Origin of the sequence: Paramicrobacterium chengjingii (genome assembly GCF_011751765.2) — a bacterium.
Classification (GTDB): domain Bacteria; phylum Actinomycetota; class Actinomycetes; order Actinomycetales; family Microbacteriaceae; genus Paramicrobacterium; species Paramicrobacterium chengjingii.
The window spans coordinates 2951529-2975780 of sequence record NZ_CP061169.1; the positions used below are offsets into that span (position 1 = coordinate 2951529).

Annotated in this window: 23 protein-coding genes and 1 pseudogene; 7 read left to right on the plus strand and 17 right to left on the minus strand. The window is 64.0% G+C overall.

All coding sequences use genetic code 11. The annotated features are described in order from the left end of the window. Positions 1 to 34: 34 nt before the first annotated feature. The 8 genes from phnE (HCR76_RS14295) to HCR76_RS14330 form a co-directional block, all read right to left on the minus strand. A complete protein-coding gene (gene phnE / locus HCR76_RS14295) occupies positions 35 to 1000 on the minus strand; it encodes a phosphonate ABC transporter, permease protein PhnE (protein ID WP_166987852.1) in 966 nt (321 codons plus the stop codon). Continuing rightward, entirely contained in the window at positions 997 to 1803 is an 807-nt protein-coding gene (gene phnE / locus HCR76_RS14300) for a phosphonate ABC transporter, permease protein PhnE (RefSeq protein ID WP_166987849.1), read from the minus strand. Before phnE (HCR76_RS14300) ends, phnE (HCR76_RS14295) begins: the two co-directional genes overlap by 4 nt. Continuing rightward, positions 1800 to 2606, minus strand: coding sequence for a phosphonate ABC transporter ATP-binding protein (gene phnC / locus HCR76_RS14305; RefSeq protein WP_244971406.1), 807 nt, complete (start codon positions 2604 to 2606; stop codon positions 1800 to 1802). The genes phnE (HCR76_RS14300) and phnC overlap by 4 nt, the downstream gene beginning before the upstream one ends. A gap of 36 nt (positions 2607 to 2642) precedes the next feature. Then, positions 2643 to 3665, minus strand: a complete 1023-nt coding sequence (phnD, locus tag HCR76_RS14310; RefSeq protein WP_166987844.1) for a phosphate/phosphite/phosphonate ABC transporter substrate-binding protein — start codon at positions 3663 to 3665, stop codon at positions 2643 to 2645. A gap of 32 nt (positions 3666 to 3697) precedes the next feature. Next, positions 3698 to 4465 carry an HAD family hydrolase gene (locus tag HCR76_RS14315; protein WP_166987842.1) on the minus strand — a complete coding sequence of 256 codons (768 nt, stop codon included), beginning with the start codon at positions 4463 to 4465 and terminating at the stop codon, positions 3698 to 3700. A 134-nt stretch (positions 4466 to 4599) separates the two neighbouring features. Next, entirely contained in the window at positions 4600 to 5079 is a 480-nt protein-coding gene (locus HCR76_RS14320; protein WP_244971407.1) for a mannitol dehydrogenase family protein, read from the minus strand. A 61-nt stretch (positions 5080 to 5140) separates the two neighbouring features. After that, entirely contained in the window at positions 5141 to 5953 is an 813-nt protein-coding gene (locus HCR76_RS14325) for a hypothetical protein (RefSeq protein WP_166987836.1), read from the minus strand. Positions 5954 to 6226: 273 nt separating this feature from the next. Then, positions 6227 to 6775, minus strand: a complete 549-nt coding sequence (locus tag HCR76_RS14330; protein WP_280529485.1) for an oligopeptide/dipeptide ABC transporter ATP-binding protein — start codon at positions 6773 to 6775, stop codon at positions 6227 to 6229. Positions 6776 to 6851: 76 nt separating this feature from the next. Here HCR76_RS14330 and HCR76_RS14335 point away from each other — a divergent pair, with 76 nt between their 5' ends. Both HCR76_RS14335 and HCR76_RS14340 read left to right on the plus strand, forming a co-directional pair. Beyond that, a complete protein-coding gene (locus HCR76_RS14335; protein ID WP_166987831.1) occupies positions 6852 to 7235 on the plus strand; it encodes a BlaI/MecI/CopY family transcriptional regulator in 384 nt (127 codons plus the stop codon). A gap of 7 nt (positions 7236 to 7242) precedes the next feature. Then, positions 7243 to 8049: a M56 family metallopeptidase gene (locus HCR76_RS14340; protein WP_166987829.1), complete on the plus strand. Its 807-nt coding sequence runs from the start codon at positions 7243 to 7245 to the stop codon at positions 8047 to 8049. On the opposite strand, the gene HCR76_RS14345 is transcribed toward HCR76_RS14340, so the two are convergent. Both HCR76_RS14345 and HCR76_RS14350 read right to left on the minus strand, forming a co-directional pair. Then, complete coding sequence (locus HCR76_RS14345) at positions 8039 to 9034, minus strand: copper resistance D family protein (protein ID WP_166987826.1); 996 nt, start codon at positions 9032 to 9034, stop codon at positions 8039 to 8041. The two genes, HCR76_RS14340 and HCR76_RS14345, sit on opposite strands and share 11 nt — an antisense overlap. Further along, the gene (locus HCR76_RS14350; protein WP_166987824.1) at positions 9010 to 9591 is read right to left on the minus strand and encodes a DUF5134 domain-containing protein; all 582 of its coding nucleotides are present in this window, start codon (positions 9589 to 9591) and stop codon (positions 9010 to 9012) included. The genes HCR76_RS14345 and HCR76_RS14350 overlap by 25 nt, the downstream gene beginning before the upstream one ends. A 59-nt stretch (positions 9592 to 9650) precedes the next feature. On the opposite strand from HCR76_RS14350, the gene HCR76_RS14355 reads away from it, so the two are divergent. From HCR76_RS14355 to HCR76_RS14365, 3 genes are all read left to right on the plus strand, one after another. Next, the gene (locus HCR76_RS14355; protein WP_198248069.1) at positions 9651 to 11762 is read left to right on the plus strand and encodes a cytochrome c oxidase assembly protein; all 2112 of its coding nucleotides are present in this window, start codon (positions 9651 to 9653) and stop codon (positions 11760 to 11762) included. After that, the gene (locus HCR76_RS14360) at positions 11759 to 14062 is read left to right on the plus strand and encodes a heavy metal translocating P-type ATPase (protein ID WP_166987821.1); all 2304 of its coding nucleotides are present in this window, start codon (positions 11759 to 11761) and stop codon (positions 14060 to 14062) included. The genes HCR76_RS14355 and HCR76_RS14360 overlap by 4 nt, the downstream gene beginning before the upstream one ends. Positions 14063 to 14187: 125 nt before the next feature. Continuing rightward, entirely contained in the window at positions 14188 to 15303 is a 1116-nt protein-coding gene (locus tag HCR76_RS14365) for a magnesium and cobalt transport protein CorA (RefSeq protein ID WP_166987819.1), read from the plus strand. 87 nt (positions 15304 to 15390) lie between these two features. Here HCR76_RS14365 and glsA read toward each other — a convergent pair whose 3' ends face one another. After that, entirely contained in the window at positions 15391 to 16767 is a 1377-nt protein-coding gene (gene glsA, locus HCR76_RS14370) for a glutaminase A (RefSeq protein ID WP_166987816.1), read from the minus strand. 135 nt (positions 16768 to 16902) lie between these two features. On the opposite strand from glsA, the gene HCR76_RS14375 reads away from it, so the two are divergent. Beyond that, complete coding sequence (locus HCR76_RS14375; RefSeq protein WP_166987814.1) at positions 16903 to 17505, plus strand: nucleoside deaminase; 603 nt, start codon at positions 16903 to 16905, stop codon at positions 17503 to 17505. Here the strand turns inward: HCR76_RS14375 and HCR76_RS14380 are convergent. Further along, positions 17482 to 18573 carry a hypothetical protein gene (locus HCR76_RS14380; protein WP_166987811.1) on the minus strand — a complete coding sequence of 364 codons (1092 nt, stop codon included), beginning with the start codon at positions 18571 to 18573 and terminating at the stop codon, positions 17482 to 17484. The genes HCR76_RS14375 and HCR76_RS14380 overlap by 24 nt on opposite strands. A 19-nt stretch (positions 18574 to 18592) precedes the next feature. After that, positions 18593 to 19189 (minus strand): annotated as a pseudogene (locus HCR76_RS14385) (MerR family transcriptional regulator); the annotation flags it as partial. Positions 19190 to 19584: 395 nt separating this feature from the next. On the opposite strand from HCR76_RS14385, the gene HCR76_RS14390 reads away from it, so the two are divergent. After that, entirely contained in the window at positions 19585 to 21000 is a 1416-nt protein-coding gene (locus tag HCR76_RS14390) for an MFS transporter (RefSeq protein WP_244971408.1), read from the plus strand. Positions 21001 to 21161: 161 nt separating this feature from the next. Here the strand turns inward: HCR76_RS14390 and HCR76_RS14395 are convergent, their stop codons facing one another. From HCR76_RS14395 to HCR76_RS14410, 4 genes are read right to left on the minus strand one after another with little or no spacing between them, the layout of a single operon-like run. Continuing rightward, positions 21162 to 21245: a helix-turn-helix domain-containing protein gene (locus HCR76_RS14395; RefSeq protein WP_235934620.1), complete on the minus strand. Its 84-nt coding sequence runs from the start codon at positions 21243 to 21245 to the stop codon at positions 21162 to 21164. 11 nt (positions 21246 to 21256) lie between these two features. Continuing rightward, positions 21257 to 22120 carry a hypothetical protein gene (locus HCR76_RS14400; protein WP_166987807.1) on the minus strand — a complete coding sequence of 288 codons (864 nt, stop codon included), beginning with the start codon at positions 22118 to 22120 and terminating at the stop codon, positions 21257 to 21259. Further along, entirely contained in the window at positions 22117 to 22698 is a 582-nt protein-coding gene (locus HCR76_RS14405) for a hypothetical protein (RefSeq protein ID WP_166987804.1), read from the minus strand. Before HCR76_RS14405 ends, HCR76_RS14400 begins: the two co-directional genes overlap by 4 nt. Then, positions 22695 to 24164, minus strand: a complete 1470-nt coding sequence (locus tag HCR76_RS14410; protein ID WP_166987801.1) for a hypothetical protein — start codon at positions 24162 to 24164, stop codon at positions 22695 to 22697. The genes HCR76_RS14405 and HCR76_RS14410 overlap by 4 nt, the downstream gene beginning before the upstream one ends. Positions 24165 to 24252: the final 88 nt, after the last annotated feature.

A 24252-nucleotide genomic window follows, 5' to 3' on the forward strand; every position in this document is an offset into this window, starting at 1 on the left:
GCCGACAGCAGAGCATTCCGCGCATCGGAGGCGGTCATCGCGTCGCCTTCAGAGCCGTGGACTCACGCCGAGCACGTTCGGCTGAGCGCCGACGGAAAGCGCTGACGATCGGCAGCTCCCAGCGACCGCTGATGATGCGCACGCGCACGAGACCCGAGATCTGATCAATGATCATCGTGACGACGATCACCACGATCATCAGCATCCCGACCACGTCCCACACGCGAAACTGAATGTTGTCGACGAGCATCTTGCCAATGCCCCCCGCGCCGATGAGTCCGAGAATGGCCGAGGCGCGCACGCTGATCTCGAAGCGATACAGCCAGAACGCGAACACGTCGGGCTTGGCATTCGGCCACACGCCCCAGCGCATGACCTGCACACGGGATGCTCCCGCAGCCGTCGCCGCCTCGATCGCGCCGCGATCAACGGATTCGAAGCTCTCGTAGCCCCATTTGCCGAGCGTTCCAATCGACCCGAGCGCAATAGCGAGCGCACCGGTGAATGCTGTGAGGCCGGTGACCGAGAGCATGAGCACGGCGATCACAACCTCGGGAACGGCACGCAGAACAGCGAACACACCGCGCACGGGCCAGCGCACGATCGCCGGCATCAAGCCCCGTGCCGCGAGCAGGCTCAGCGGAAACGAGATGATGATGCCGATGATGGTGCCAAACCAGGCCATCGCGACAGACAGCATTGTGGCCGAGAGGGCATCGGGGAACGCCTCCCACGCGGGTGGAAGGAACATGAGCCCGAGGTACCGCGCGAGCTTCTGCGGCAGATCAAGCAGCGCCTGCCACGAGATGTCGACACTCCAGAACGCGGCGACGACCACAATCGTCGACACCGTCCACACGATCGCGCGCAGCCACCGCACCGGCTTGCGCGGCCGGGCAGGTCCGGGATGCTGCCGCACGGCGTTCGCGCCAGCATCCGTCCCCGGCGTCTGCCGTGAGTCCGACGCGAGCTGAGCTGCTGCTCCTGTCTGCGCGGTCATCGCACGAGCTTCTTTCGTGCATATGAGCTGAGAAGCTCGAGGGCAATCACGAGCACGAGAATCTCAAGGATGACCGTGCTGAGGTAGTGGTACTGGTAGAACGTGCGCACCTTGTCGATCAGCATGCCGAGGCCGCCCGCGCCGACAAGTCCGATCACTGCCGAGGCTCGGATGTTGAGCTCGAGAACGTAGATCGTCTGCGAGATGTAGCTCGGTGCAACCTCGGAGAGCATCGCCGCCTTGTTGGCTGTGAACCACGTGGCACCCGCGGCGAGCGCTGCCTCTTGCCCGCCGCGGTCAAGCCCGTCGAGAGCTTCGGAGATGAGCTTCACCATAATGCCGAGATTGAACATGACGAGCGCCATGATTCCCGAGAGTGCACCAGTACCGACCACTGTGACGAAGATCGCCGCGTAGAGCAGGTCGGGGATGCTGCGCACCACGTTCATGATAAGACGCACGATCGCGAACATGACGCTGTTGGGATTGGTCGCTCGCGACGCGAGAAACGAGACGGGCAGCGCGATAGTGATGCTGATTGCCGTTCCGATGACGGCCATCTGCACGGTCTCGAGCACGGCGGGGAGGGTCTGCACGATGAACGAGTAGTCCGGCTGCACCAGCTGAATAAGCGTTCCCGCCGCATTTTGCCCGTTGCGAATCAAGTCGGCGATGTTTGCCTCAACCGCGATGGCGGCCCACACTGTGAGAGCAATGACGATGCCCGCGACCACGACAGTGCGAGGCCACGTCTGCGGCTTGCGCGGGCGCGTCGCGGAGCTGTCGGCGGCGATGCTCGTCATGGCACCACCGGTCGCGAGTCAAGCACGTCTTCCGCCGTGAGCGAGCGGCCGTAGATCGATTCGAACACCGACTCGTCTGCCTCGGAGCCGGGTCCGTCGTACACGACCTCACCGCCGCGCAGCCCGATGAGCCGCTGCCCGTAGCGCCGCGCGAGGTCAAGAAAGTGCAGATTGACGACGACGGTGATGCCGAGCTCGGCGTTGATCTGCTGCAGGTCGCGCATGACGACGTGCGATGTGGGCGGGTCGAGCGATGCTGTCGGCTCGTCGGCGAGGATCACGCGCGGCTTCTGCGCGAGCGCGCGTGCTATGGCGACGCGCTGCTGCTGGCCGCCCGAAAGCTCAGAGGCGTTTGCGTACGCCTTCTGCACAATCTCGACGCGTTCGAGGGCCTGCATCGCCAGCTCGACGTCACCTTTCGACCAGGCGCCGAGAAGCGTGCGCCATGCCGCTGTGTGATGCAGCCGCCCCATGAGCACATTGTTGATGACCGATGTGCGCTTGGCGAGGTTGAAGCTCTGAAACACCATGCCGACCTCGCTGCGCAGCTGCCGGAGCCGGCGACCCGACAGGCCGCGCAGGCCGACGTCACCGACGGTGATCTGTCCGTCTGTGATGGGAACGAGGCCGTTGATCGCCCGAATGAGCGTCGACTTTCCCGCCCCGGAGAGGCCAACGATCGCTACCATTTCGCCTGGTTCGATGGAAAGGTTCACGCCGCGTAGTCCCGTGAAGCCGTTCGGGTACGTAACCCCGACGTCATCAAACCGGATGCCGGCGCCTGTGCGCTCTGCGTTGTTCATTGTGTTCCTCACCATCGAACCAGTCATTCTGCCCGACTAGCCGAGTCCGATCGATGCAGCGGCCTTCTGAGTCTGCTGCAGACTTGACGGATCGGCGTCGACGAGACCCGTGATCTGGTAGATGGCTTGAAGAGCCTCAACGCCGTCGTCTGTCGACGCGTAGTCCTTGAGAGCATCCGCGATCTTGGTCTGCCAGTCGGCGCTCAGTTCGCTCGAGAGCGAGACACCGTCGTTCGGGATCTCGTTGGTCAGGGCGAACACGACGACCTTCTCGCCGACATCGGGAGTGTCGCCTGCGACGACCTCACGAGCATCCCAGTAGCTGGTGCCCACCTCGGCATCGCCGTTGTACACGGCGAGAACACTGGCGTCGTTCGCGGTGACCTGCACCGTCTCGATGTCGTTGTCCGTGTCAATTCCGGCTTCGTTCATCGCTGCGACGGGGAAGATGTAGCCCGCGGGCGACGCGGCCTGAAGCAGAGACACCGTCGCGCCCTTCACCTTCTCGATGCTATCGAGTCCCGCGGGGCCGGTTCCTGATTCCGTGCCGTTGCAGTACAGCATCCCGTTCTCACCTTCGACGGGCTCATCTGCGCAATATTTGTCTGGGTCGTTTGTGAAGAACTGGGCAGCGTACGTGCTCTTGCCGTTGCGCTCCGTCTGCAGCGAGGGAACGGCGCCGTACTTGTCGCACGCCTGACTCATCTGCAGGCTTGGCAGCATCCCGATCTGCGCTTGATCGCTGCCGATGGCCTCGACAGCGGCCTGGTAATCCTGAGTGATGACACCCTTAACCGGAATGCCGAGCCGATCGGTGAGCGCATCTTCCAGCGGCTTGACCGTCTCGACGAGCTTCTTCGCGTCGCCCGAGGGCACGAGCGCGAGAGTGAGCTCTGTGGGGTCGTCGGCGTTGTCGTTCGAGGTTCCGATGCAGGGGCCGTCTGCGGCATCCCCACCCCCGCCCGTTGGCTGCTGCTGAACGCCGCAGCCACTCAAAGTGAGCGTCGTGATGAGCGCGATTCCCGAGACCATTGCCGCGGTGAGGGTGCGAGCTTTCATGGTGATTCCGTTCTGTGAATGGCGGTGCAGGGTCACTGTTCTGATCTGTCTGGCGTGGGTACGTCGTTGGTGCCGGCATGCGCTGGCACCGTCGGAGAAGACTCGGGCGACTCGGCCCAGAAGCGGATGCTGTCGATGAGCGTCTCGAAGTCGGGGGCGCTCACGTCAGGGGTGCCTGCTCGCGTGCCGAAGCGGTCGATCAGCGCCGTCGCGCAGCCCGCGGCGTGCGGCCCAGCGAGGTCGTTCGCCCAGATATCGCCGACCGCCAAACAGTTCTGAGGCGCACGTCCGGCGAGCAGCTCAGGTAAGAGCGCTGTCCAGCTGTCTGGCTTGCGCGCGTCGGACACAATGCGGTCGATGTGGCTGGCGAGGCCGATCGTCTCGAGGGTCTCGGCGACGCCGTCGATAGGCGCGTTGGTCACGAGCACCCGTTCGACGCGAGGAGACAGCTCCTGCAGCAGCTCGGCGAGGCCGCGCGGAGCGTGAACGTCGAGAGTCCCGTCGGCGAGTGCGCGTCTGCTTGCACGGTAGGCGCGTTGGAGCACATCGGCGCTCACGTGGGCGCTGGCCACGTGAGCGACAGCGGCGTAACCGTCGATGTAGTCGCCGGCTGCATGGCCGTCGAGGAACGCCCCGAGCTGCTGTCGAATAGCGCCAGTGTCCACCTGGTGTGAGCTGCCGCCTTCCGCGAGCTCGGCAAACACAGCCTCGGCATATGCCCACACAGGGCCGTCTCCGACACAGACGGTGCCGTCGAAGTCGAGCAGAAGCAAAAGAGGCTGGTCATCACTGAGCGTCACGTCCTCAGCATAACCATGTACGGACGTTATGTTCATAATTTTTCTGAATATGAAACAACCGTTCACGTGCGGTTCACGTCACGCCCTGCGCCAGATCGCCGCCACGTGACGGACGACGGGCAGTGGTGCCTTCGCTACGAAGCGTGGCCCAGCAGCATCCTCAGCGTCTCGCGCGCTCCGACCTCGTGCAGCGACGAGAGCACGCGATCGTAGGCCTCCACGAACACCGGCTGATCGATGAGATCGCCGAACAGCTCCTTGTCGCGCAGGAACGCGTGCTTGTCGTTCGGGTACCGCTGCGCCGCGGCCATCACGCGCTCCTTCAGCCTGTCGACGACATCAATGGGCCCACCCTGCTCATCGACACCCTCGGCATAGCGAGCCCAGCTGGCAACGATCGCGGCGGCGAACCGCACGTGGGGCTCCGGCATCGCCAGCTGATCGCGCACGACAGGCAGCAGCCACTTGGAGATGCGGTCGCTCGACTCCGCGCACAGCCGGGCGACGGTGTCACGGATGCCAGGGTTGGAGAACCGCTCGATCAGCTGCGGCTTGTACTTCTCGATGTCGAGCCCTGGCACCGGCTTGAGCGTCGGCGTCGCATCGGTGTTCATGCGTCGCATCGACTAGTGCAACGCGTCGGCACCCTGTCGACCGAATGGTGCTGTGAGAGAATCACGACGGGATGGAGATCACAGCGCTCACCACGGGTTCGTGACGCTCGTCCATCCCTTCGCCCCAGCTGTCGAGATTGTGCAGCGTCGCGATGCGAAATGCCACGGCACGCACCAACAACTGTCGCCATTCTGGAATACCGTCGCCCAGTTCGGCGAGCCGGCCAGCAGGCCACCCATGCCAGCACGAGGCATCAACGGCAGCAATTGCCGCACCGAGACCTGCGGGCCTCCAATACGGCGCCCAATCGATGATGGCCGGCGGCAGGTCGGGAGCGAACATCACATTGCCTAAAAGGTCGCCGTGAATCACCTGCGATGGCGAGAGCACGGGTTGAAACTCACGCTCAAGACGTCTCATAAAGCTTCCCCGCGGCAGGGGGTTCTCTTCCCACGCCATTCGGTCAGCACGACTCCATGCATCATCGGAGTGATCGATGAAGGCGGGGCGTTGTAAATGGACGATCGCCTCGTGAAATGCGGCTCCGGCACGAATGACGTCAACAACGCGGGATTCATCCGTCTCCCCTGCCAGCCACTCCCATGCCTCCCATCCGCCATAGACCCAGTTTCCGTCTGCGGCAGGTATGGGGCGTGACGTTCGAAAACCGTGTGCCGGCTCACGATCGGCGAGCACTCTCGCCTTCCAGATGGACTCCTCCGCGTCGCCGTGCGGGCGAAACACCACGTTGCCGGCCATCCACGTTCGGCCGCGGCCACCGGTCAAGTTCCGTGGACGTGCGGGGGCTGCGCCGAACGCAATGAGCACGTCGTCGCCTGGCTTTTCGCCAGGCTCTGCGTCAGCCAACGACATCGACACGGAACAGTGACAGCGCTGCGATGGCGTGCAAATCGGGGCATGGCGTCGTCGAGCTATAACGGATTCCAGCGGTCATATCCGTCACATTACCAAGCGCGATTTCACGCCGAAGTTCGCGGTTGCGACGATACAGCTGTCGCCGGCGTTCGTGGTGCCGGCGCGAGGATAGAGTGCTGGCACGAGGGCGTTTTCCCCAAAGCATCCTCGCGCCGGCACTCTATCCTCGTCTCGGCACATTGCCCAGCCGTCACAAAGCGCGGCTCACGGTCACCGCGAGTCGACGCCGAGCAGACGTCGGCCCTCGGGACGCACAGCGAGCTCCGACGGCACCGGCGGTGTGTCGACCGCATCGTTGTGCAGATGACACGCGACACTGCGGTGAGGCTCCTCATCGCCGAACACCGTGCCGTCGAGCTGCGGCACGCTCTGCGCGCACGCGTCGACCACATACGGGCAGCGCGTGCGAAAGCGGCATCCGGTCGGCAACGACAGCAGATCGGGAGGCGACCCGGGAATCCCGCCGAGCTCGCGCTTGGGTCCCCGCAACGGCGGGAACGAGTGCAGCAGCCCCGCCGTGTACGGGTGCCGCGGCTCGTGGTATACCTCGCGACTGCCAGCATCCTCGACGATCTGCCGCTGCATCACCACGTCGAGCGCCGTCGTGGGCTCGTCCATAATCACCAGCTCGGGTTCGAGCGCGATCATCACGCGCTGCCGCATGCCGCCGGAGGGCTGGTGTGTTGCAATGATTCTCGACGAGCTCATCGAGCGGCTCTCGACGGGCACTCCGGCACCATCCGCCATCGACCGCGCCACGCAGGCTGCTGCCGAGCTGAGTTCCTGAACCGGCGTTCGGCGCCACCCGGGATAGCATTGAACCGGAGGATCGACAGTGGCAGGTGCACGAACACGGGAACGCGGTGAGCTTGAGCGCGCCATCATGACGGTGCTGTGGTCGAGTGAAGCTGCTCTCAGTGCGCGCGACATCCAAGAATCCCTGAGCGGTCACGCGCCTGCATACACCACGGTGCTCACAACGCTCGATCGCCTCGAGACGAAACAGCTTGTCACACGCATCGCCGAGTCGCCCCGCAAGGTGCGCTTTTCCGCCGTGCGCTCAGAACCGGAGCAGGCCAGCCATTCGATGCACTCGGCACTTGCAGACGTCGGCGACCGTCGCGCGGCGCTCCTCAAATTCACTGGCGACCTCGACGACGACGATCTCGCGGTGCTGCGCGACGCCATCGGTGCGCCGCGCAGAAAGCGCAGAAAGTAGCAACCGGATGCTGCTCTCCGCCGCCCTCGTCGCGACAGCCTTCGTGCTCATCGTCGTCACACCCACAGTGCTCAAGGCGGGGCCGTGGGCTGTGCGCCACCCGCGCACGGCACTGCTCATGTGGTTCTCCGCGTGTGCGCTCGGATGCGCCTGCGTCGTCGCCTCGATCGTCGCCGCGGTCATCGGCGGACTGATGGCCGGAGACGCTCCCGACGGCGCAACCGCGATTGCCCTCACCGTGGGCTCCTGGCTCGGCCTCGGCATCGTGGGTGCCGCGATTGCCCTCATCGTCACGACCACCGAGCCCATCGTGCACGCATCGAGAGTGTCGTTGAGCGACGTCGTTCCCGCACACGGTTCCGTCGACGAGCGGCGCGCGCTCACTCTCGCACGCATCACGAGCAATGACGTGGTCGCCTGCTCGCTTCCGGGAAGAGACCCGGCCATCATCATTCCGTCGAGACTCGAGGCCGCGCTGACCCGCCCCCAGCTTCAGGCGGTGATCGCCCACGAGTACGCGCACCTTCGTGGCCGCCACCACCTGCTGAAGGCCGTCGCCTCCATCAACACAGCGTGCCTTCCGCCTCGGTTGCGCGCCGGCCGCGAGCTCAAGCGTGCGACGACCCTACTGCTCGAGCTCATCGCCGACGATGCCGCAGCCAAACAAGCGGGCCCAGTTCACCTCGCCAATGCTCTCGCGGCGATCGGAGATCTCACGGGTGACGCCGGGCTGCACCTGCGCGCCGAGCGTCTCGCAATACGGCGCTGGCCGCGATCGCGTTCGCGCCGCGTGCCCGTTGCGATCAAGATCTGACGGGCACCGCCAGCGCGGCGGGGGCTGCGGCATCCACTCCTGAATGCCCATGCGGATCGGCATCAGAGAGCAAGCCGCTGATCACCACGACAACGACGAGCAGCGCAGCCTCGATGAGCACCGCATACCGAAGCGCTGCCCACGCGGCCTCGTCGTTGGGCTGCCGCTCGATGAGCGGCAGCAGTCTGCGCCTATTCCAGCCAGCGGCGACGCCGACGCAGAGCACGAGCACCGTCTTCACCACGAGAATGCGACCATATGACGTCGACACGAGTGCCTCGGGTTCGTCGAACACGAGCACGGCGAGGGCAACACCCGCGACCGTGAGAACGATCACCGTCACCAGCGCAATCGTCGAGAATCGCACTGTCACGTGCGCAGCCTCCGTCGCGATGCCACCCCGTTCGCCCGCCCGCACGCCAGCGTAGTAGAGCGCAAGCGCGCACGTGCCCCCAACCCAGAACGCCGCAACCTGCAGATGCACGATGTCGACGATCTGAATCAGCCACATCGGCTCGACGCTCTGTGTGTGCCCCAGCAGAACCGGAACGGATGCCGCTGCCGCCGCCGCGAGCACGGCGGCCACTCCCGCTACGACCGGCACGCCCCCGCGACGACGCACGGCGAGCATGACGAGAGCAAAGGCGATGCCGACGACAGAGAGAACACCGGATGCCGCAAGCTGCCACCAGACCGCCGAAACCCACGCAACGGGGTGAACGACGTCCACGAGGTTCCGGCCTGAAACACGCAGTGCCTGGGTGACGACGAGCAGCGGCGCGAGCACAATGGCAGCAACTCCCGCGGCAGATCGAACTCGTCGGAGCATCCGCGGTGTCGACCTCAGCCGCACCACGAGCACCTCGCAGAACACCACCCCGGCAAACACAAGTGTTGCGAGCGTGTGCGCAATCTGAACGAGCAGCGCGACGTTCTCGGTGATGGGCGACGTCGCGAACATCAGCTCGCCATCATGGGCCAGCACATCACGACCATACCCACGCACATCGCCCCATTCGCCGATGCATGCAGCCGTCCTCCGCCGTCGCGGCGCAGCGCGGTGAGACAGAACAGCACTCCAGCGGCGATCAGCAGCGCGACGAGCACGGAGCCGCTCAGTCCGGCGATGGGCCCGAGCATCCCGTGGCTATGTCCCGTGGCCGCGACCGGGGCCGCATCGCCCTCCGCCGCGGCCGTCGGGCCCATGGCGACGACCATCCAGACCATCACGAGCATCATCACCAGGTGCGACAGTTGATGCAATGCGAAATGCGGGGATGCCTCGCCGCGTCGCCATTTCCACGCGATCCGTCCGGCGAACCAGGCACTAGCTGCGCCGAACACGAGGGCTTGAGGAAGAGCCGGAATGCTGCTCCACCACGGCCAGCACATGGCAACCATGTCGAGGCTCATGATGACGTGCAGCACGTGACCCGTTGCCTGCTCGATGCTTCGGCTTGCCGCCGTGAGGCCGAGTGAATGCAGCCCAGTTAGGGCGAAAATGAGCGAGAGCGACCACTGAAGCCACGCGCCCTCGACCATGCCATTCTCCCGCTTGCCAGCATCCGTTTTAACTACTATCTCATGTAGAATTAGCAATTGTGCAACTCCGACTCTCCGATGCAACAGCGAGCGCCGCCGCGGCTCCCGTGATCCACAGAAGTCGCGGCCTCATCGGTGCCGTGTCGGTACTCAGCCTCGCCGTACTTCTCGCTTTTCCGGTCGCGACGGCGGTGCTGGCGGGCGACGCTCCCTATACCGCTGTGGTCTCGGGCTTCCCCGGCCTCGACGTCGCGGTTGCCACAACGATCGCGCACACGATCGCCGGAATCACCTCGACGGCAACGGTCGGCGCGCTCGTCGCACTGCTGTTTCTTCGCGACGCACGCGGCACAACATCGACCAGGGTACCCACGGGAGTTGGCCTCACCGTTCTGCGCGTCGCGTCGGCCATCTGGTCGGTGACGGCCGGCGCGCTCGTCGTTCTCGAAGCCGCCGACGCCAATGGTGTTCCGTTGTCGAAGCTCAACGAGCCGGGTGCGTTCGCATACCTCTACAGCGCGAGCGACCACCCCATCGCCTGGACGTTCACGTTCGTGCTCGCGGGCCTCGTGTGCGTCGCCAGTCAGTTCGCAACGCGCTGGACCAGTCTGCTCATTCCGCTCGCGGCTGCCGTGCTCGGGCTGCTCGCGCCCGCTGCCGTCGGACAGCTGCTTGTCGGGCAGAACCACGACCTCGGCGGAGACTCGGGCTACCTTCTGACAATTGCCGCCGCAGTGCACTTCGGAGTACTCATTGTCGCGGCCGCACGCGTTGCAACGGGCCAGCTGATGCCGCCACGCATGCTCAAGCGATTCACCGGCATCGTGGCGGTGAGCCTCGCCGTGATGATCGTGACCGACCCGATCGTCTCTCTCTTCAAACTTTCGGGCACCGGCATCCTCGATTCCATGACGGGGTGGCAAGTCATCGCGCGCAGCGCCGTGCTGCTCGTCGACGCCATCGTCATCGCTGTGCTTGTTCTCAGACTGCGTTCAGGCAGGCTCACGGATCGCACCCTCACCACCAGCTTCGCGCTTGCGGGACTCTGCGCCGCAGCGTGGACAGCTGTGGACGTGGCGATCAGCCGCATCCCTCCCCCCAACTACTTTCAGGCGACGTCGATCGCCGAGGTCTACATGGGCTTCAACACTCCGGATGCCCCGACACCGCTCGTGTTGTTCACGCACTGGCGCATCAACATTCTGTTCGTCGCCATCGCGATCGCCGCCATCGCCGTCTACCTGATCGCCGCGCGCACGCTGCGCAAACGCGGCGATGCGTGGCCCGTCGGGCGCACCATCGCGTGGATCACCGGCTGGGCAATAGTGGTGTTCATCACCAGCTCCGGCTTCGGCCGGTATTCGGCACCCGACTTCGCCATTCACATGATCGTGCACATGACGCTCAACATGCTCGCACCGATGTTCCTGGTGCTCGGCGGAGTCGTCACACTGCTGCTACGCGCTTCGAAACCCACGCGAACGGGTCCGGCGGGACCGCACGAGTGGATCTCACGGGTTCTCACGTGGAAGCCGCTGCAACTCATCTTCAACCCGCTTCTGGTGTTCATCGGTTACATCGCGTCGTACTACGCGCTGTACTTCAGCCCAATCTTCGGCGATTACATGCGCTTTCACTGGGCGCACCAGCTCATGAACGTGCACTTTCTCGTGATCGGGTACCTGTTCTACTCGCTCGTGATCGGCGTCGACCGGCCGCCCCGCCCGCTTCCGCACATCGGCAAACTCGGCTACGTTCTCGCGGCGATGCCGTTTCACGCATTCTTCGGGGTCATTCTCATGACCAGCAACGACATCGTCGCCGAAACTTTCTACCGCTACCTCGACATGCCCTGGGCAAATCTCGCCGCATCGCAGTACGCGGGCGGGGGCATTGCCTGGGCTGGGGGCGAGATTCCGCTGATGATCGTCATCGTTGTGCTTGCCGTTCAATGGTCACGGCAAGACGGTCGCGAAGCGAAACGCGTCGACCGGCACATCGACACGGGTCGAGACGATGAATTCGACGATTACAACGCCATGCTCGCCTCGCTCAGAGACCGCCAGCCCTCCGTCGGCCCGAGCCCTCAAACAGAGAACGCAGACGCACCCGGTGCCGAAGAAGCCGACAGTACACACGCCGACAACGCAGAAGCGCGAGTTGAGACATGACCGCAGAATCCTTGATGGTGCCCTCGGGCGGCGCGACACGTGTCGTCGCCGACGCCGCGCTCGATCTCGATATTTCCGGAATGACCTGCGCCGCCTGCGCCCGTCGCGTCGAACGCACACTCAATAAGCTCGACGGGGCGAGCGCAACCGTGAACTATGCAACAGAGCGCGCCCGTGTGCACGGGATCGGGGAAGCGGATGCCGCCCAGGCGATCGCACGCGTCGAGAAAGCCGGCTATGGCGCGCACGTTCATGATGACTCCGATGACACGTGGTCGAAGCGAGCGACCGAGAACCGCATCACGTCGCTGCGTCGTCGCCTCGTGGTGTCGGCGCTGCTCACCGTGCCGCTCATGGACATCACGATTGTGCTCGCCCTCGTTCCAGGCTGGCGGTTCCCCGGTTGGGAGCTCGTGTGCGTGCTCGCAGCACTGCCGATCGTGACATGGGCGGCATGGCCGTTCCACCGAGCGACGCTGCGCAATCTGCGCCACGGCTCGGTGAGCATGGACACGCTGGTCTCGCTCGGCATCGCCGCATCGTTTGGCTGGGCTGTGCTGTCGCTGCTGCTCGGGTTCGGCGATACCGGCGACCCGGGGTTCTGGTTGGGCTTTGGCATGACTCCAGCAGGAGCAAGTTCGATCTACCTCGACGTTGCGGCAGGCATGACGACATTTCAGCTGGCCGGCCGCTATTTCGAGACGCGCTCGCGCCGCAAGGCAGGCGATGTGCTCGGTGCTCTCGGCGCGCTCGCTGCAACGCACGTGCGCATTCGTCGAGGCACCACCGACCGCGGTGACACTGTCGACGTTGTCGAGCCCATCGCCGCGTTGAACGCCGGCAACCATGTAGTCGTGTTGCCCGGAGAGACGATTCCCGCCGACGGCGAGGTTCTCGAAGGCAATGCCGCCGTCGACACCAGCATGATGACGGGAGAACCTGTCCCCGTCGAAGTCTCCCCCGGCTCCGCTGTGACGGGCGGAACCGTGAGCACGAACGGATGGCTGCTGCTGCGAGCGTCAGCAGTCGGCGCCAACTCTCAACTTGCCCAGATGGCTGCCCTAGCCGAGCGAGCGCAAGCACGCAAAGCAGGTGTGCAGACGCTCGTCGACCGCATCACCGGGTACGTCGTTCCGGCCGTGATCACGCTTGCTGTCATTGTCACTGTTGTCTGGACACTCTCGGGAACTCCGTTTACCCGTGCGTTCGGCATCGGCATCTCTGTGCTGATCATCGCCTGCCCCTGTGCGCTCGGGCTCGCGACCCCGACTGCGCTCATGGTCGGCATCGGCCGGGGCGCGCGCCTCGGCATCCTGATCAAAGGTCACGACGCCCTTGAGGCGAGCGGAATGATCTCAACCGTGGTTCTCGACAAAACAGGAACGCTGACAACGGGGCGGATGTCGGTGCACGCCGTGACCGCGACGACGTCGATGCCCGTTCACGAGGTGCTGCGCGTGGCAGCAGCGGTCGAACGCGGGTCAGAACATGCCGTGGCTACGGCGATTCTGGCTGAGGCAGAGCGACGAATTTCGGACGTGCCTGGCGCGAGCGACTTCACGACCCATCCGGGTCTCGGAGTCCATGCACGCGTAGATGATCACGACGTGATCGTCGGAAGCCCCGCGTTCATGCGTGAGTGCGACGTCGAGCTGACGTCGGTCGATGCCGCGATCGATGCCGCTGTCGATGGTGCTCGCACGGTTGTGGTTGTCGCAATCGATGCGTGTGTCGTTGGAGTAATCGAAATCGCCGACACGATCAAATCGGATGCTGCCGAAGCCGTCGCCGCATTGCGGTCTCAGGGAATTCGCACAGTTCTGCTCACGGGAGACTCAGAGCGCGCCGCCCACCGCATTGCTGCCGAAGCTGGCATCGACGAGGTGCATGCGGGTGTTCGTCCTGCCCAGAAGGCCGATGTCATTCGCGAGCTGCAGGGGGGCGGCACGAAGGTGGCGATGGTGGGCGACGGCATCAATGATGCTGTGGCTCTTGCAGCCGCTGATTTGGGTCTCGCCATTGCGACGGGAACCGACATTGCGATGAAATCTGCAGACATCATCGTTGTGCGTGACGACCTGTTCGCCGTCCCTGAGGCGATTGCGCTGGCTCGACGTACGCGTCGCACAATCCGCTGGAATCTGGGGTGGGCGTTCGGTTACAACCTAGCCGCGTTGCCGATCGCGGCGATCGGCCTGCTGAATCCGCTCATCGCGGCGGCAGCCATGAGCCTGTCGAGTGTGTTGGTGGTATCGAACAGTCTTCGCTTGCAGAACGTCAGCCTGCGGCGGCGCTCTTAGCACAGCGGCGTCCGACTGTGCAGGGCTCGTTTCGCAAATACTGGCACCGTCCTGAGCTCTCGCATCTCGATCAGCGCTCGTGTTGCATCAGGCATGATTGAGACTGAAGAGTTCAGGAGGTTCCGATGCCGCAGCGAGCACCAGGAGAACCAGCGATTCGTCGCATCAATCGATTTCGGCGACAAAGCGGTGGGCAGCCGATGCCAACAGCAGGCAGGCCGCACCTGACGCAGTATGTCACCAACGGCCATCCCGCGCGGCAACCCGAGGGCACCCCCGTAACCGACGCACTGCGATTTTCACATGGCAATGCCGGCAATATGGCTATGTTGTTCTACCCCACACCCACGTCCTCAGAAATCTCAGAGCTCGCCGAGGCGTGGACTTTGCACCCTCTGCTGCGCGAAGACCTGATGAATGCGCGCCAACGCCCCAAACTCGAGCGATACGGCAACGTACTCTTCCTTGTCGCACGCTCGGCGCGTTACATCGATGAGGCAGAAGAGGTGGACTTCGCTGAGTTCCACGTCCTCGTCCGTCCCGGCGCGGTCGCTGTGCTGTGTCAGGACCTACGGTGGATCGATGGCACAGAAGGCTCAGACTTCGTCGAGGGTCAGGCATCGACGCTCGACCGCCGGGAGCGAACGCTACTTGCCGATGAGAACCTTTTGAAGCTTGGCCCTGAAGCCGTCCTTTACAGACTCCTTGATGCCATCGTCGATGGGTACTCCCCGGTTCTGCAAGGTCTGGCGATCGACAAAGAGCAGATCGAACGCCAGGTCTTTAGCGGCGATGCCGCGGTGGCGGAGCGCATCTACCGACTCAGTCAAGAGGTGGTTGACATGCAGCAGACCGTCTCATCATTGACCGAGGTGCTCGACTCGTTGCGCGCCGGTTTTGCCAAGCACAACATCCCCGACGAACTCCAGTCCTATCTCGGCGACGTCTCCGACCACCTGACGCGAGCCCACTCACGCTCATCTGACCTGCGCGAGTCGCTCTCGCAGATTCTCAACGTGAACGCGACGCTCGTGGCCCAGCGCCAAAACGAAGATATGAAGAAGATCTCAGGCTGGGCGGCCATTCTTTTCGCGCCCACGCTGATCGGCGCAATATACGGAATGAACTTCGATGTGATGCCCGAGCTTCACTGGGCATTTGGTTACCCGATGGCCGTTGGACTGATGGTCGCTTTCGCAGTGTTGCTGTACGTAATCTTCAAGCGACGCAAATGGATGTAACGCGCCATCCGCAACCAGGGCTTCCACATATTTCGTGCGAGAATCGGCTAAACAACACAGCTAGCTTTTCGTTATAGCGCACGTCGGTCAGTCGTCTGCGGAGGCCGACTCCGCGGCATCCTGAACCGCCGCCTCAAAGTCGGCTGCCTGCGACAGCCCAGCGACACCGAGGCTGCGGCCCTGCGGGTCGCTCGCGATTACGCGCATGCCACGTTCACCACACCACGAGGCGAGAGCGGCGAGCATCCACACAGCGACAGACTGCAACTGCGTCACCTCGGTGAGATCGAGCACGATGACTGCAGGGGCAATGCGATCGGGCGGACGCGAATCGAGCCAATCCTCAAGATCAAGAATGAGACGCTCTGCACCGTCAAAGTCGATGTAGCCACGCAGACGCCACACTGCGAGATCGTCGGCGTTGTCGGAGAGAAGCTGTGCTGCGTCAGCATCCTGAATCGCGCCGAGCCCCTCGTCAAGCTCCTCTGTCGCCGCCGTCACCTCGGCTGCGGAGAGCGTGAGGGGGCGGTGCAGAATATGAAGCCCGAAACGACGGGCAAGCTGCTGGGCCGCGACAACCGCGCGCACGCTCGCGCCGCTGTGATCGAGACGCGGACTGTAGAGCCCGAGCCCGAATTCACCGGGGGATGCCGCGACGAGACCGCCTGCAACGCCGGACTTCGCGGGCAAACCGGCGCGCAGCAGCCACTCCCCCGCATAGTCGTACATGCCGCACGTTGCCATGATCGTCATGACGTGCTGACACGTCTCGGCGCTGGTGACGCGACGCCCAGTGATGGGGTTGACGCCGCCATTGCCCAGAGTCGCTCCCATCACCGCGAGGTCGCGGGAGGTGACGAGCACAGAACATTGGCGAAAGTAGACGTCGAGCGTCTCATTGACATCGGCCGACAGCGACCCGGCGCTGCGCATGAGGTAGGCCAGCGCTCGGTTGCGGTCGCCTGAAACACGTTCCGACGTGAAAACTGATTCGTCAATCGCCAGGTCTCGACCGGCGAATGCGCTGAGACGGGTGAGGATGCGCTCGAAGCGGTGCTCCGGAGATGACCCGTTGACCAACGACGTGGTCACAATGGCGCCGGCATTCACCATGGGATTCGGCGGACGACCGGTGCTCGACTCGAGCTTCACCGAGTTGAATGCCTCGCCGCTGGGCTCGGCACCCACGCGATTGTGCACGGCGTTCATGCCGATGTCGTCAAGTGCGAGCGAATACACGAACGCCTTCGACACCGACTGGATCGTGAACGGAATGTGGGTGTCACCGCTCTCGTACACGCGACCGTTCAGGCCGCACAGTGCGATGCCGAACTTGTCGGGTGCTGCATCGGCGAGCTCGGGAATGTAATCCGCGACGTCACCGCGGCGGTCGGCGAGAAGTCGATCGTGCACGACATCCAGAAACGAGGTGACGATGTCGGAAAGCGTCGCGGGAGACCTCATGCGCCCATGCTACGTGCCAGGTGTGCCGCGACAGCATCCGTGATTCACAGAGTTGCGGAATCCCGAGCGGCTGGATCACGGCGAATAGCCAATTGGGCATAGTCTTTTTCGCCTTTCGGAATTATGCTTCCATTTATGACCTTCGGAACCGTGGACCAGTCGACTCGACTGCTCGACGTCATTGAGTGCGACATCGTCCCGCTCACTCGCAAGGGCGTCGCACGCGGAAACAAACTGTTCGGGGCAGCGATTCTGCGTCGGGACGATCTCTCTATCGTTGTGGCCGAGACCAACAATGAGGTGAAGAATCCGCTCTGGCACGGCGAGATCCATGCCATCAAGCGCTTTCACGAATTGCCCGCTGAGCAGCGACCGAATTCAGACGATTGCGTCTTTCTCGCAACGCACGAACCATGCTCCCTGTGCCTGTCGGGAATCGCGTGGGCCGGGTTCACCGAGTTCGCGTACCTCTTCAGCCACCAAGACTCGGCCGATTCGTTCGCGATCCCCCATGACATCCGAATTCTGAAGGCTGTCTACGCGGTGCCGGACCCCGATCGCGTTGAGCCAGCGCCAGGTCGCGACCTCTATAACCGCGAAAACGAGTTCTTCTCCAGCCATGCAATCGCTGGGCCGCCGCAACTCGATGAGCGCATCGCCCGCATCGCCGCTATATACGACGAGCTGTCGGCGACATACCAACGATCGAAGGGCTCAGCAGGAATCCCGCTCGCGTAGAGCGCGGCCAGAAGGCAGAAGGTCGGCAGCGTCCAGCACCATCTGCTCGTCGTCGATGGCATCATCGAGCCGGTCTTGGCTAACTCGCGACTCGACTGCCCGCGCGGCTTGCACAGACGCGAAGATCGCGATAATTGTGCCGAGGAGCATGGCGCAACCAGCAACCAGGATCGCACCAGCTCGCGCGACGATCGACTGGCCAATCATGGCTTGCCAGGTGAGAACGACCACAACAGCGGAGAGCGCGATCGTGGCGATCCACATGAGGCGAAGACGGAGAACGCCATCACGCAACATGGGGATGTGGCGCGCGACAAGCTCAAGTGCCAGCAAAAGCATCGGCAGAAGCTGGAGAGCATGCATTCCAACAAAGTGAGGAATGCGCAGATCTCCGCCAACGGTGCTCCAGCCGAGTACCGGCAGGCCGACTCCACCGTCCGGCACGCCCACAGCGTGCGCGCCGACCACACCACCGCCATCCAACTGCTGCGCAGTAGGGAACACCATGAGAGACCCGAGACCCATTCCGATGAGCCCGACGAGCGTCGCTGCGCGCACTGTCAAATTACGGGCGTGGTCGGTGCCGGGATTGACGATGACAGCGATCGCGACCACCAGGTCCATCGCCCAGATAACGACCGGCGACACTGCCATCACCGTCAGCATCACGACGTGTAGCGGGGTAGAGACGTTGAAGTGGCTGGTCGTGCCAACGGCAGCGGCTCCGACAATGATGACCATCTCGATGAGCAGAGCGATCGCGCTGACCGTGCCGGCGATCTCGGCGGCACGGCGGCCGCGTCTGAGTAGCCCAATGAGCCACGAGAGGCTCACGGAGTAGACGCTAATCGAAATGGCGAACTTGAGAGGCTTATACCAACCGTTCTGTCCGGTGATCTGCACCGGATCGATGAAGATGAGCAATGTCGTAACGACCGCCGTCACTCCCATGGCAGCGGCGGTGAGGAGCAGAAGCCGGTGCCAACGCACACGCTCTGGAAGCTCTGGGGCGATGACGTCGTGAACCGCCTGTGACGGCGAGATTGCGCGGTGCTTTTCGAGTGTCATGATGGTGTCCTTTCGACTTCTAGGCTTCATGGGAAGTCGCGTCATCTCTGACACGGTTCGCCTGCATGGAGATGTTCTGCTGGGCGGCTCGGCGCAGACCTGCGACGAGTCGATCACCGAAGATGGTGTCGATGATCACTGTTTGGACAACGTGATCTCGGTCTGCTGCTCCACCGAGGCGCTGCAGATCAGCGGTCGCCATTTCCTCGGCCGCCTCCAGGTAATCGGGGAGGCTGTCGACGAGATCGCCGCGTCCGAGAAGTTCACACGTCGAGACGGCCTGAGCGGCAAGGGCGATACCGATGTTGTCGGGGTCGACGACCCAGCCACGCTCGGCAGTTGCTGCGAGAATCCGAGCACGGGCATCATCGTCAGCGGAAGGTGCTCCGTGAGGAATCGACGTTTGCGCCTTGTGCAGCACATCCGACATCGGCAGCGTCGGGTCGTCGATGGCCGTCATCAGATCGGCAACGTCGCTGACGGACATTCCTCCGACTTCGATCAGCGAACGAACCAGCTTGAGGCGCGACAGGTGATGATTGTCGTACTCGGTCTGGTTGTATCCAGTACGCTCACCCTCACTCACAAGGCCTTCGCGCACGTAGTACTTGATTGTCGCCGGGGCAACTCACGTTTTCTTGCTCAGGTCGGAGATTCGCATATTGGTAGCGTCACTATCGATAGTGATACTTACAACCCTGTAGAGAAGATTGTGGCTACACGACACCTCTGAACCCGTCACAGCGTGCACAGAATATGTATGGCTGGACGAGGGAGTCCGGCGCCGGCGTCGCGGGTCGACGACTCCGTGCTCGAAGCACTGTTAGGCTTTCTGTTATGTCAGCTGCTTCGTGCTCGGCCGCTTGCGCGGCAGTGACTGAGGTGTCCCGCTAGCGGCGGGACACTCGAGTCACAACACCACTCCTGAAACGTCCTGCCGCTTCGTGACCAAGGCCGAAGCGGCACCCTTTCGTGCTGCTCGGTAATACCTCTGAGCAACGGAGTACCTTGATGCGTTCAGGCAATCATTATTCAAACGGGCAGAGCCCGGTTCCGATACGCGCGTGGCTGTTGCTGTGCGCAATGTCGATGCTTCAATTCTTCATCGCGGTCGACGTGACCGTGGTTAACATCGCCCTACCGTCTATCGGCACGGCCTTCGAAGTCAGCGGCAACGCACTTACATGGGTTGTGGTCGGTTATACCATCACCGGTGGCGGCTTGCTGATGCTCGGCGGTCGTCTCGGTGACCTGTGGGGGCGTCAACGCACGCTGCTGACCGGCACAGTGCTTTTCGGGGTGGCCTCCTTGCTGGCAGGGCTGGCACCCTCGTTCGAGATCCTGGTGATCGCCCGTCTCCTGCAGGGCGCAGGAGAAGCCGTCGCCTTGCCGGCCGCGATGGCCACCATCGTGCTGCTGTTCCCGGAGGGTTCGCGGAGATCACGGGCACTGAGCGTGTGGGCCGCGGTGGCCAGCTGCGGGCTGGTCCTCGGCTTCGCTCTGTCGGGGATCATCACCGCCTATCTGGGATGGCGGTGGATCTTCCTGATCTCAGTCCCGTTCATTTTGGTCGTGGTCGTTGCGGCATTCCTTCTGCTCGAGAACGATCGACCCGCTGGGCGCAGTCCGGCCCGGTTGGACCTGCCAGGCGGGCTCCTGCTCACCGCCTGCCCGCTCCTGTTCACCTATGGCGTGGTCGAGGCCGGTGAATCCAGCACGAGCATCTGGGTGAGCGTGGCGGCAATGGTGGGTGCAGTACTGGCCGGGGTGGGATTCGTGCGTGTCGAGGCGCGATCTCCGAACCCGATGGTTCCTCTGGGATTTTTCGCTGACCGTGCCCGCGTGAGCGCGAACCTCACGACGATCCTGCTCAGTGCAGCGCTGTCGACCTCGTTCCTGCTATTCACGTTCTACTTGCAGGACCACCTCGGGATCGGACCGCTGGGCTCCGGTCTCATCATGCTGCCGCTGGCCGTCGCTCTGATCGCAGCGTCTGTTCTGGTGCCCCGCTTCCTGACGAGATGGGGAGCCCGCGCCTGCGTCATGATTGGTCTGAGCTCTGCCGCGTGCGCAATGGTGGTGGTCGGCTTGGTGGCCCTCCTTGATGCTGGAGCAGCGTGGCTGCTTCCCGCGATGGTTTTGATCGCTGCTGGGATGGGGTTCGGCATTGTCGGCTTGCAGTACATCGCGGTCAGCGGCACGACCGATGACGACGCAGGGATCGCGTCCGGCGTTCAACGGGCGGCCGACCAGCTCGGCGGTGCCAGCGGCGTGGCTCTGTACGTTGGGATCGGATTCGCTCCCGCACTCCACTCAGCCGATCCGTTCGTGATCGCCGCGCTGCTCGCTGTCGTGGGCCTCGGCGTGGGGGCGATCGTCGCCCAGCGCCTACCCGGAGCAGAGAGCCTGCAGGCGACGGCCAAGTAAGCGGGCCGAAGTCGTCACACGCCACGATCTTCAGTGGCCGTGGCGGCACTTCGGTTGCCAGCGCTATACCCCCGATATGCACTAAGAGACAACGCGAACCCCGCAGCAGATGCTGCGGGGTTCGTGGTTTGGCCGGGAGCTTTCGGTGAGTGAAACGACCCTTACTCCTCCTCTTCAAATTCCACGAGGTCACCCACCGTGCAGTCCAGCTCGCGGCAGAGTGCGGCAAGGGTGGAGAACCGCACCGCGCAGTCCCTCAGCTTGGAGAGTTCTCCGGCGCGGGCGGGTACTTCTCCAGTGCCTCGGGGTCGCGCGGACCTTCTGGGTCGGACTCGAGAAGCACTGTAATGCCCGTCTCATGGGCATTGCGGTCATCGTGAATGACGATCACCGTGCCGCCGACGACGGGAGCATCTGCTCGTGGCACCGCCAGCTCCTCGGTCACCGTCCGCGCCTCAGATCCTTCGCCGAGCCGGGCGGTGACAACGAAGATCGGATGACCTCCATCCTCCTGACCGCCGTGCCTCTGGTACCTCTCGGTCCAGACGAGTTCGGCGATCGTGGCGACCGTGTGTGTTCCGTGCTGCTGCAGTTGCTCGCGGCGCAGATGACGCGCGTACCGCTGGGACAGCGCCCGAAGGAAAGCTCGCAGGGCAAGCAGACCCAGCAGGAGCAGCAGAGCGCCGAGAGCCGTGCACCCGACCGCGATGAGCGGGTTCATGAAGCCGGGGCCGGCGACGAACAGCCCGAGACCAGCGCCGAGCAGCCCGGCTGTGAGCCCAGCGGCAGTCGGTGCGCCTCCCCGCTCGGACCACGGCTCGGAGGTGTCGAGGAAGACGGCGAGCCCTATGCCGAGGAACGTTGCGACGAGGACCCCGGTCACCGTCACCGGTTCGGGCACTGCGGGCCATCGGGCGTCGAAGAGATGAGTCAGGACGGGATCGGGGTGAAGCGGACAGATCCGCGCTCCACCGTCAGAGTCTGAATAGCATTGCGGATCTACCAGCGGCAGACCCGCCGCAGCGATGCCAAAGGTCGCGACCGCCCAGAGCACGGCGACGGCGACAGTCTGCCGAAGGACATGGGGCCAGCCGTCATCAGGCACAGGCAGGTTTTTCATGCCCCATCCCATTCGACGAGGTGGATGTCGTCGACCGCGTCAGGATCGAACGTGTTGTGGCGGAACCGCACCGAACCGCTAACCCGGCGGTCGTGGTGCTCGCCCTCGAGGTGGAGCCGGCGGCGCAGCACGGAATTCTCTGTGACCGCCGCGGTGATGCGCAAGTCCCACCAGGTCAAGTCATCGCCGCTACCGAGGTGCTTGATGGCCCGATCCACGGTACCCACGGTCTCGTAACCGTCGGCGAAGCAGACGGACTGCCGACGGGAGCTGCTGATGCCCCACGTCAGTGCCCCGATGCAGGCGACGCCGACCGCGGTGCCCCAGATCCACCACAGCGTACCGGCAGGATCGCGACCCGAGGCACTCGACCAGATGGCGACGGCGACGGAGGCGAACGAGGCCAGCAGGAGCAGAGCGACGCCCACCAGTGTCGTCGCGATCCCCGCCCTCTCGACACGGGACCAACGCTGGATCCGCGCACGGGTCTCCGGCGTGCGCGCCGCGGACATCCACTCGGCCGTCTGCGCATCGGGCGAGAACAGGCTCAGCAAGGTGGTGCTCTCCGGGAGACTCATCGCCGACTCCTCTCGATCTGTCGGCGCGCCTTCGCGCGCATCCGCCGAAATGCCTTCCCTTGCGGCACGGTCGTCACGATCGGTAGTGCAGCCTCGGGGTCTTCCGGGGCCGTGACCAGCACCCATTGGTGCGCGGCGAAGTCCTCGGCGGTGCCGAACCCCGAGACGAACGGGAGATACCAGCCGCCCTGCGCCTCCCTCCCGAAGAGCTGCTCCGCCGGGAGAATCTCGTCCAGACATGAGGTGTCGACGGCAGTGACGGCCAGGATCCAGGTGTGAAACGCCCGATGGATCCGTGCTGCGGCACGATCGTCGAGCCGGCTGTCGAGCGCGATGAACGTCGGGGAGCTGTCGCCTTCGCCACCGCTACGGTCCCACGGAGCGCGGTGGAGGGTGCAGAGCACCCCGTGACGGTAGATCCGCTCGTGGCTGACCAGGTCCTCCTTCCGAATGCTGAATCGGTGCACGAGCACGCCCACCGAGACCAGCAGCCACACGAACACCGCCACCCACAGCACCCAGAAGAACCCGTCCGGCCCTGCATCGCTCGAATCGTTGACGGTCAAGAACCAGAGAAGCCCGATCGCCGCCACCGGCAGGCACACCCAGAAGATCGGCGCGAAGATGAGCTCCGTGCGAGCGAAACTGTCCGAGTCTTCCCAGAGCCGGACCTCGTGGACCGATTCCGGCCGCGGCGCAGGCTCCGCGCCTCGGATGACCGGAGCCGGCTGAGACATTCCCGCCCAGATGTCCTGCGGGGTAGCGGGGAACGAACGCCGCTCACCCCCCACCTTGCCACCGGACGGGTCATGCTCCGTCTTGAACTCCATGATCCCAAAGAAGGGGGAGCGTGCCCAAGGCTCGGACCATCGCACGCGCTCGACGCGGACGCGCACCCCGTCGAGGTCGTAACCCGCGCGTGGCATGTCAGTGAATGAGTCTGCGAGCATGCAACGCATCGTCGCCGGAGCACCCGCTGCTGCGTCTGCGCGCAGCCGTGTCCGCGGGCTCTCGAAGCACCGCACGGATATGTCAGCACCGACCGTGAAACGCGGCAGCTCGCTTCCAGGGATTACATCTGCGAGGCAAGCTCTGACCCTCTCCCCAGATTTCGTGGCGTATTCGACCTCGACCAGCCAGGCGTCGTGCATCAGCGAGCGCACATACGCTTCGTGCGCGGCCGCGGGCGCGAGACCCCGATACCAATCGACGAGCCTGCCGATTCTCGAAGTGTGTCGACGGCTCCACGCGGGAAGCGGCGCGGGATGGATGGCCTGCACCATCGCGGACACTGGCTCTTCGGTGAGCCGAGGCAAGGGGTCCAGGGTCGTCCCGCTCCGATGAACGGCGATGACGCGCGTCAGGATGAAGATCAGGAGACCACCGACGAACCCGCCAACGACGAGCCACGCCCACCAGGGCAGGTCTTGGGAGTCCGTGCAGCACGTCCAAGCTGTCAGATCCATCACACCGCCCCCATCGTCTCCTGGAGGAACATCGCATCGTCGCGGTGCGGGTTCAACGTCGTGCAGTGGCCAGTCCGTCCTTGCACGA